The sequence below is a fragment of the Methylobacterium sp. WSM2598 genome (assembly GCF_000379105.1).
Taxonomy (GTDB): Bacteria; Pseudomonadota; Alphaproteobacteria; order Rhizobiales; family Beijerinckiaceae; genus Methylobacterium.
Genome location: NZ_KB900609.1, coordinates 1,464,077 through 1,472,578 on the forward strand (window position 1 = coordinate 1,464,077; position 8,502 = coordinate 1,472,578).

The 8,502-nt window shown below is 66.0% G+C and carries 8 protein-coding genes and 1 pseudogene; 6 read left to right on the forward strand and 3 right to left on the reverse strand.

Features of this window, described 5'->3' with window-relative positions; translation table 11 throughout:
• From MET2598_RS38760 to MET2598_RS0106970, 4 genes are all read left to right on the forward strand, one after another.
• Positions 1–215, forward strand: a 215-nt coding sequence (locus MET2598_RS38760; protein ID WP_198293004.1) for an IS30 family transposase, incomplete at its 5' end; no start/stop codon positions are given.
• Between the two features lie 108 nt (positions 216–323).
• Positions 324–1,390 (forward strand): IS630 family transposase gene (locus MET2598_RS38765; RefSeq protein WP_085984592.1). Its coding sequence is split into 2 segments (ribosomal slippage): positions 324–828 and positions 828–1,390, totalling 1,068 coding nucleotides; the frame shifts between segments, so codons are not numbered across the junction.
• 804 nt (positions 1,391–2,194) lie between these two features.
• Positions 2,195–2,611 carry a hypothetical protein gene (locus tag MET2598_RS0106960; RefSeq protein WP_157182096.1) on the forward strand — a complete coding sequence of 139 codons (417 nt, stop codon included), beginning with the start codon at positions 2,195–2,197 and terminating at the stop codon, positions 2,609–2,611.
• Between the two features lie 473 nt (positions 2,612–3,084).
• Complete coding sequence (locus MET2598_RS0106970; protein ID WP_018260342.1) at positions 3,085–3,531, forward strand: hypothetical protein; 447 nt, start codon at positions 3,085–3,087, stop codon at positions 3,529–3,531.
• Positions 3,532–3,991: 460 nt separating this feature from the next.
• On the opposite strand, the gene MET2598_RS0106975 is transcribed toward MET2598_RS0106970, so the two are convergent.
• Together MET2598_RS0106975 and MET2598_RS40800 are read right to left on the reverse strand one after the other, a co-directional pair.
• Positions 3,992–4,354, reverse strand: a complete 363-nt coding sequence (locus MET2598_RS0106975) for a hypothetical protein (RefSeq protein WP_018260343.1) — start codon at positions 4,352–4,354, stop codon at positions 3,992–3,994.
• A 759-nt stretch (positions 4,355–5,113) separates the two neighbouring features.
• Entirely contained in the window at positions 5,114–5,263 is a 150-nt protein-coding gene (locus MET2598_RS40800) for a hypothetical protein (RefSeq protein ID WP_018260344.1), read from the reverse strand.
• A gap of 605 nt (positions 5,264–5,868) precedes the next feature.
• On the opposite strand from MET2598_RS40800, the gene MET2598_RS0106990 reads away from it, so the two are divergent.
• Together MET2598_RS0106990 and MET2598_RS38775 are read left to right on the forward strand one after the other, a co-directional pair.
• Complete coding sequence (locus MET2598_RS0106990; RefSeq protein ID WP_018260345.1) at positions 5,869–7,080, forward strand: pilus assembly protein TadG-related protein; 1,212 nt, start codon at positions 5,869–5,871, stop codon at positions 7,078–7,080.
• Between the two features lie 693 nt (positions 7,081–7,773).
• The gene (locus MET2598_RS38775; RefSeq protein WP_084673787.1) at positions 7,774–7,929 is read left to right on the forward strand and encodes a Flp family type IVb pilin; all 156 of its coding nucleotides are present in this window, start codon (positions 7,774–7,776) and stop codon (positions 7,927–7,929) included.
• Positions 7,930–8,094: 165 nt separating this feature from the next.
• Here MET2598_RS38775 and MET2598_RS36095 read toward each other — a convergent pair.
• Positions 8,095–8,403, reverse strand: a pseudogene (locus MET2598_RS36095) (helix-turn-helix domain-containing protein); the annotation flags it as partial.
• Positions 8,404–8,502 lie beyond the last annotated feature (99 nt).

An 8,502-nucleotide genomic window follows, 5' to 3' on the forward strand; every position in this document is an offset into this window, starting at 1 on the left:
CCTGGCAGCGGGGGACGAACGAGAATACGAACGGGTTACTGCGACCGTACTTCCCGAAAGGAACGGATCTGAGCGCCCACAGCGCGAACGATCTTGCTGCTGTGGCCGCAGCCCTCAACAGCAGACCGCGCAAGACGCTGAACTGGAAGACGCCGGCAGAGGCGCTCGACGCTGTGCTGGCTGCCGTGCAAGATGGTGTTGCGACGACCGCTTGAACCCAAGGTGTCAGCAGAGGTCTAATACCAACGGCCACGGCCTGTGACTCATGGGGGGATCCCTCGTGAGCGGCGAGGTGCTTCTCTGGCGCGGAGAGGACCTGCGCCATGCCCGCTCCTGTTCGCCTGAGGACCGACTTCAGCGCCGGCGAGCTTCGCCGCCTGGCCGCCACGACACGGCACGCCAACCAGAGCCGACGCTTGTTGTCCTTGGCAGCTGTCCTGGACGGGGTGAGCCGGGCGGACGCGGCCCGCATCGGTGGCATGGATCGGCAGACCCTGCGTGATTGGGCCCACCGCTTCAACGCGCTCGGACCCGACGGCCTGAAGGACGACTGGTCCAGGGGACCCCAGGCGCGCCTCGCCCCGGAGCAGCTGGCCGAGCTGTCGGCTCTCGTTGAGGCCGGGCCGGATCGTGCGAGAGACGGGGTGGTGCGCTGGCGACGGGTCGATCTGCAGCGGGTGATCGCCGAGCGCTTCGGGGTCGTCTACCACGAGCGCACGGTGGGCAAGCTCCTGGACAGGCTCGGCTTCAGCCGCATCAGTGCTCGCCCGCGCCATCCCGCTCAGGACGCGTGGGTCGTGTCCGAGTTCAAAAAAACTTTCGCGAGACGCTGAAGGCGCATTTGGCCGATCTGCCCAGGGGCAAGCCCGTCGAGATCTGGTTCCAAGACGAGACGCGCATCGGCCAGAAGAACGGAACCGTGCACCAGTGGGCCCGGCGCGGAACGCGCCCGCGTCAGCCTGCCGATCAGCGCTATGAGAGCGCCTATCTGTTTGGCGCTATCTGCCCGGCCCGAGGCACGGGCGCGGCACTGGCCATGCCCCATGCCGAGACGAGCGCCATGCAATTGCACCTTGAGGAGATCAGCCGCACCGTGGCCAGAGGCGCGCATGCCGTCCTGCTGCTCGACCGCGCCGGTTGGCACACCACGGCCAATCTGGACGTGCCAAAGAACCTGACGCTCGTGTTCCTGCCCTCGCGAGCACCGGAGCTGAACCCGGTCGAGAACGTGTGGCAGTATCTGCGCCAGAATTGGCTGTCGAACCGCGTCTTTAACACCTACGAGAGCATCATCGACGCAGCCTGCGAAGCCTGGAACAAGCTCCTCGCCCAACCCAACACCATCACATCCATCGGCCTGCGCGAGTGGGCCCACATCGGTCATAAATGAGGGCCGTTGGTATAACGGAGTCTGTCGTCGCGCCGTGTTCGAGCGGCCGCGGGGCCGGCGCTTGTACCGCCCGCTAGGCGGGCTCCAGGTGATCTGCCGTGTCAGACACCACCTCCAGGGCGCGCGCGCGCACTGCCGCTTTGGCGTCTTCGGAAATGCGCCTTGCAGCACGGATCACGCTCCGGGCCGCCGCACGGGCATTGGCGGCCCGCAGATCGGATTTTGGCATGCCATCGCGCAGAGCGATGAAGGCTAGCGCCCGCAGTTGATGAGCATGCCTGATTGCTTGCGCACGGACGGCTGCGACCTCCTCGGGTGTGCGTACAACCGCCGGAGCGGCGTCTGAGGACGATTGCATCTGATCCACTTTGGCACCGCTGGCAGGAGGCCAACTCGGAATGGGACAGCTTCACGCCATCTTGCATTGAGACTTGCAACAAGCGTGCATGGCGGAGGAGGCCAAAGTGGATACGCTTTGCTTTGTCTTAAGTTCCACGAGCATACTTGCTTAATCCGGCAGATCATGGTGCCGCGGCTGCCGCAGATTGGGGGCGGCTGCCGACGACGCACATCGGCGTATGCTGCTCTCGTAGTTCGAGTCAGTGATCAGCGGCTCCTTGCCGTTCGTCTCTCTCGAGAGGAGGCAACCGACGAGCCTCATCTCGGAGACGTCCGCGACCGGTCCGCCCAGCGGACCAAGGCCGTGAAGGACGCGGCGTAGATCATGAGTATCGACCTCGTCACCCTCTGCGCGGGACCAGCGCGGCCGACGCCCTGCGGAACCAGCTTCTCCGCATCGCCGACGTGTTGATCAACAAGCTGTCCGAGAGCCTCATCTCATCGATCTTCGGTGGCATGACCGGGATTGGCAGTAGCGGTGCGGCCGGCGCGGGCCTGTTCTCGTTCATCCCGAAGCTCTTCGGCTTCAGCGAGGGCGGCTTCACGGGCAACGGCGGCAAGTATGAGCCGGCCGGCATCGTGCACCGCGGCGAGTTCGTGATCCCGGCCGACGTGGTGAAGCGGATCGGCCCGAAGTACCTCGAGGCCTTGCGCGAGGGCTACGCCGAGGGCGGGCTCGTCGGCATATCCACGCCGTCGATCCCGTCTGCGCGCACTGGCGGGGCCGCGGCCGGCACCACGATCACCGTAGCGCCGCAGATCACGGTGCAGGCCATGGGCAACGGCACGCCCGACCAGCACGCGACCTCGCCCGGCAGGTAGGCGGTCAGGTAGAAATGGCGATGCGCAGCGTCGTCCGGCAGGAGCTCGGCGCAGGCCGAAGATGCCCTGCGCCTTCAGCGCCCGCTGCCCGACGAGATGATAACCGTCGTGGCGCGCGGCGAGCGCAGGGACGGGGCGTAGCAAAGCCCGGCACCAGCCAGACGGGCCAACGTCTCACCTCTCAAGGCGAGATCCGACGTGCCTCTCCCGACCGAGCATCAACTCCGCGCCATGCCCGCCGCAGACCGGCTCGCCCAGCTCCAGTCCCTCGCGCGCTGGCACCGAACGATGCTGGACGCGATGCGCCATACGGACCTGTCGACCGCGCCCGCGGCAACGAAGGCCAACCATACCAAGCACCGCCGCGCGCTCTTGAGGGTAGACTGGCTCGCTCACCGCGTGGGCGTCACCCTTCCTATGCAGACCACGGTCCCCGGGGCCATTGGCGCCAGGAAGCAGATAGCGGCACGCCCATGCCGATGAGCAAGCACCAGCTCGCCAGCGCCCTCAGGGCGGCAGGCCATCTTGTCGAGCGTGAGCGGCTCGCGGGCTTCATCCTGGACGAATTGACGGCCTTCGCCGTCAACCCGTTCGCCACCACGACGGCCGGCGCTGCCCACCAGCTCTGGGGCATGCGGGCCATCGAGTTCCAAGCCACACAGGTCGCCTCGGCCGGCTTACCCTGCCTGCTCGCGGCACTGGCGCGCCTTTCGAGGGGCGAGCGGCTGCTTCAGGAGATCCTGCGCGCGGGGACACACGTGGTGTACGCGTTCCACCATGGCGACGACTGCCGAGTGGTTGGAGCGGTGCTGCACGGCAGGCCGGGGCAGGCGCTGCCGGAATGGACCCCGTCGGGGAAGCGCGGCCGGCCGCGGCGGCATCAAGGCCCGGTGCAGCTCGACCTATTCGCCATGCTCTGACACGAGGGGCTCCGCTGTAGAGCGAGGCCCTCTCGATGTCGCTGTCGCTCCGGGACGTTGCCCGGCCGCCTCGGGTTCTGCCTCCCAGCCCCGAAGTCATGAGGGCATAGCAGGAGGCAACCTTGAACCGTCGGCTAAGGAGCGCGGTGAACGGCAGGTCAATGAAGCTTGCCGAGACCTTGCCATCCTGATCACACGACACTCTCAGGCGTCAGCCTTCTTCGGCCGTCCCCGGCCCCTCTTCGGCTCGGCCGGCGTCCTATACAATCTACGTTAGTTCGTTCGCCTTGGAGGCCAGCTTGCGGTTCCACCAGACCTTCGGCTGCGCTACATCGTAGGTGCTGCATCGTCACGCTTCACCCGGTTGCGGGGCGGCGCGGCAGGCGGTCGGGCTGCCGAAGCGACCGGCGCCCGAACAGGCCGGCCGCCACTACCGGGCTCAGGGCTTCCTCCCAAACTCCTAAAACACCACGCTGCGATACCGCCCCGGCTTGCGCTTCCACGACGTCCAGAGGTGCTTCTTCAGGTAGGCCTCGGTGACATCGAACACGGGGTAGGAGCACGGCATCAGCACGCCACACCAGTCACCGCGGATGATGCCGGCCTGCGGGTGCACCGAGAACAGCGTGAGCGTGTCCCATCCGAGCTGCGCCGCTTCGGCGCCGAACTCGTCGACGAAGCGGCGGCAGTTCTCCAGGGTGGTCGCCCACTCGTCGGGCCGGAACCCCGGGCAGGGCGGCTGGCCGGGGAAGACGGAGGCGAGGCCGCGGTTCCACTCGGAGACCAGGGCGGCGGGATCGGCGATCGGGTCGGCGGTCAGCATGGCGGCCCGGTACGGCCCGGGGGTGTCGTGGAGCTTGCCGCCTCACCTCCGGCAATGCGCCCGCGCCGGTGCAGGATGGGCCTTAACAGCCGCTTCCGGCCGATTGTGTTGAAAAACTCGGGAAGCGGCCGATGCGGTGCTCCACACCAGGCCGCGCGGAGAGAAGCCTTCCGCGCGGACTCGCGCAACCCGATGCAAGTCAGCGTATGGAGAAACGGAAAAAGAAAATTCTTCGTAGCGAGGCATAGGGCGACGCTTCGTGGGCGGGCTACAAGATATAGTGCCAGTGTGCTTGCGGTGACACACTGGGGCAAGCTTCCGTGCTGAGTTTGTCGCACCGACCAGGGTAGTTCCACAGCTTACTGCAACGTCCGTGCATGCTCCGGATAGCTTGGCCGTTCGCATTCCGAGGCACTTAAGGCCGCTATTTGCAGCGTGCACAACCTAATTACCGGCCTCGGATGGATGCGGTCTGAGCATGCACTAAGCCGCCCGTCCGAGTTGCCAAATCGCCCAACACTCGATATGGCCAGCCTCAACAAGTAAGAGAGGGCGGCGATGATTGCGGAAACAATGGCAAGTGTCGGCCTTATTGGCGCGGCGAGCGCAAGCTTCGCTATAATAATGCTGCTTCTGCACTAAGCACGGCAGCAGCTTGTCTCAGTTTTAACCAAATTTTAAGGCGCCCGGTCGGCGCGCTTACCGCCGCGTTCGTCTTCCCTCCTGACCCGGTGTCGCAGCAGCGTGGCTTCAGCAAGCTCAGCCAGCCGGAGCGAACTCGGCGAGCCGTTGCCGGCCGCTATCGCTCCACCGGGGCTGCTGCTCGACGACGTGCCCCAGCAGCTGCTGCTGCGGTTTGCTGGCCTGAGCGCTCGGGCCCGGCAGCAGCGTGAGGACGAGCTGGCGCATCGCCTCGACCGTGCCGCTCTCCTGGCGGTTGCGGCATGACTACGGGCACAGCACGGACCGATCCCGCTTTGCTCAAACCCGGTTCGCCCATCCCCGCCGGAACCGCTCCAGGGCACGCTACAGACCTCGATCGGCCGTGCCGAATGACGTGGTCGCAGATCCAGGCGGCGACGGGGTGCCGCCTGGCGCACCTCGCCAAGATCGCCAAGCAAGCGGCGTCATAAACGCGCTTACGCGTCCGGCATGCCCTCGCGCGCGTGAGAAGGCCTGACAGGGCTCGTTGATCCGGCCGCAGATTTGCGCCATCGCGCGACCGGTGCCGTTTCGCCGTAGCGGACGCTTCTCGCCCCATACTGGCCGTTATGCGAACGGGACGGCTTCCTGCGCGGGGGGAGGTGTCACGCAGCGCGGGCCAAGAGAGGTGCAAGATGCACTCAGGCGGCGCTCTCCACTCCGGCAGTTTCTCCGCGCAGAATAGACGTCTTTCTAGAATCTGGTAACAAGTTGTTTAGCCTACCATGCGCCTAACTATCCTGCAGGTATTTGCAGTGCATCTCATTAACGTAGATCCGCTCAAATGACTGGGTCAACTGATGGACCATGCCATGTGGGTCTCCCTCTCTGCTTTTCGGACCAACGTGTCCGGCAACGTCGCAGCGATCTTTGGCCTGACGCTCCTGCCCCTCATGATCCTCCTCGGATCCTCGGTCGACCTCAGCCGCACCCTCCGGGAGCGGGCCCGCTTGCAGGCACTCACTGACCAAGCTGCCCTCTCGGCCGTGACCTCGATCTCGGCCTCGCAGGACCCCGCCGACACAGTGCAGACGTTCTTCCCCCAGCCCAGCGATCCGGATCAGAGAAGGCTCGCTCCGACCGCGACCGTCACCGTGGAAGCGAGCACGGTCACGGTCACCAGCACCCAGAACGTCGCGACCGCCTTCACCGGCATTCTCGGCGTCGCCCAGATCCCGATCACCGCCCGGTCAACGGCTGCCCCCGGCAACGACGGTCCGCCGGTCTGCGTGCTGGCCCTCAACCCGACGGCGACCGACGCCATTCTGTTCAGCGGCAATGCCACGGTCGTCGCGAGCAACTGCGTGATCTACAGCAACTCGTCGGCCGCCAACGCCCTGACGCGGCAAGGCTCCGCCAGCGTGCAGGCGACGGGCTACTGCGCCGTGGGCGGAACCAACCTGCCCACGAGCACGACCCCCCGCCCGCAGAGCGGCTGTCCCCGGCTGGACGACCCGTTCCGCAACCTGCCACTCGCCTCCGGCTCGGGCTGCAAGGATGCCGGCGAGGCGGACAAACCCGACCGCACGCAGACGCTCGACCCCGGGGTCTACTGCGGCTTGACCCTGAAGGGCACGGTGACGCTCAACCCGGGCCTGTACCTCATCAAGGGACCGCTCGACATCGGCGCGCAGGCGAGTGTCTCGGGCCAGGGCGTGACGCTGTACCTGACGGGCAGCGATGCGACCTTCACGATCAACGGCGGGGCGAGCCTCGACCTGAGCGCCATGTCAACCGGCAGCTACGCCGGCATCGTGTTGATGCAGGACCGGCAAGTCGCCGGAAGCAACGGCAACCTGATCAATGGCGGGGCCAGCCTGAAGCTCACGGGTGCGATCTACACCCCCACCCAATCGATCGAGATCCGCGGCAACGGCAGCTTCGGGCAGCAGAGTGTTTTCATGCCGATCATTGCCGACACGATCACGTTCTCGGGCAACGCGACGGCGTCAGCTGATCTGAGAGCCATGCAGCCGGCCGCCCCGCTGCCGCGCGGACGCAGCAACGCGAGGCTCGCGAACTAGGCACCTCAGCGTCCTGGTTCCCTCGTTACTGTGGTCGGTCGTTGCAGCCAGCGGCCAGGCTCCACCCCCATGACGTGCCCGGCCGCCGCTTTTCCCAGGCGACAGCCCGCCATGGGGGCTCGCGGCGAGCTTCTGTTGTGCGCGAAGAGAGCCGCGGGCCGCGCTTCAGGTAGGGCGGGAAGATGCCGCGGCCTGCGGGTGGCGCCTCCAAGGCGACGTCGAGGGGCAGGAGGCAGTCACACCCGAAGCGTGCCCCCGGATGAGCCGGCCGTCTGTCACCCACGCTAAACGGGACTGGACGCGAGTGCGGGCCGGATCCCCGCAGTGGACGAGGACCCCGCCCGCGGCCCTGCCCCGGGCGTGCGGGCCTGGAGCGGACAGCCGAAGACTAGCACAGTCGAAGCAGTGGCCCGCAAGACCTAGCCGAAGGCCGATAGCCTGCCTCTCGACCAACGGTGAGTTCTAGGCCCGCGCGAGATCTCCGGAACACCGCCCGGAGGCCCCATCGGGCCACTATGCGAGGGTGCCCCTCTGCGTGCATCAACCAGCTCGGGCGCAACATACTATGGTCCAAAATAAAACATGTATTATCCATTTATACAGACCGCATCTTGCAAAAACTCCGCAGTAAGTGTCTCTTCTGACTACGCTCTCCTGCCTAATCAGGTGGCATACAGTTCAAGGTTGTGAGCTATGATCAAGAGCTTTTTTTACGACGAGTCGGGTGCGACGGCGATCGAGTATGGACTGCTTGCTGCCTTGATTGCTATTGCCCTTATTGCTGCTGCTTCTTCAGTTGGAACAAACTTAGGCACTGCCTTCCGGAACGTCGCCGGTAATCTAAGGTAATCAAAGGGCAGTGCTGGACGATGGCTCCGGAGAAGTTGTTCTAGGCATCACTGCCTTGAAGCGCTCTAGCAGCGCCCGCCCGCGCGCCGGAAACGGATCACGGCCGAGATTTGGGGCCAGTCGATCGGGTAGTAGCCGCGCTGCTCGCGCCGGATCGGCATCCCCTCAGCCCTCCCGCGCCACCTGGCTGCGCGCCCGCGCTTGCGGGAAGTACTGGTAGAAGGTCATCCGGCTCACCCCCAGCCGCTGGGCGATCGCCGTCACCGAGATGGTGCCCGACGCCAGCAGCGCCCGCCCGACCTCGAGGTCCGCCGCGGACAGGGCCTTGGGCCGCCCGCCCTTGCGGCCCCGTGCCAGGGCGGCCCTGAGCCCCTCCACGGTCCGCGCGCGGTTGAGGTCGAGAAAGTACTCGGCCATGGCCTCGTGCAACTGCAGGCCGAAGCGACCGTGGGCGGTGTCGCTGTCGAACTGCGGATTCCGATTGAAGTCGGCCACCGGTTCCGAGGCGAAGCCGGCCAGCGTTCCGATTTGATGTCGGCCAGCGTTCCGAGATGAAGCCGGCCACTCGGTAGC

Coding starts and splice junctions, on each gene's coding strand:
- MET2598_RS0106970 (WP_018260342.1), top strand. CDS start 3,085: ATGCCGATGAGCAAGCACCAGCTCGCCAGCGCCCTCAGGGCGGCAGGC.
- MET2598_RS0106975 (WP_018260343.1), bottom strand. CDS start 4,354: ATGCTGACCGCCGACCCGATCGCCGATCCCGCCGCCCTGGTCTCCGAG.
- MET2598_RS0106990 (WP_018260345.1), top strand. CDS start 5,869: ATGTGGGTCTCCCTCTCTGCTTTTCGGACCAACGTGTCCGGCAACGTC.
- MET2598_RS38775 (WP_084673787.1), top strand. CDS start 7,774: ATGATCAAGAGCTTTTTTTACGACGAGTCGGGTGCGACGGCGATCGAG.
- MET2598_RS40800 (WP_018260344.1), bottom strand. CDS start 5,263: ATGCGCCAGCTCGTCCTCACGCTGCTGCCGGGCCCGAGCGCTCAGGCC.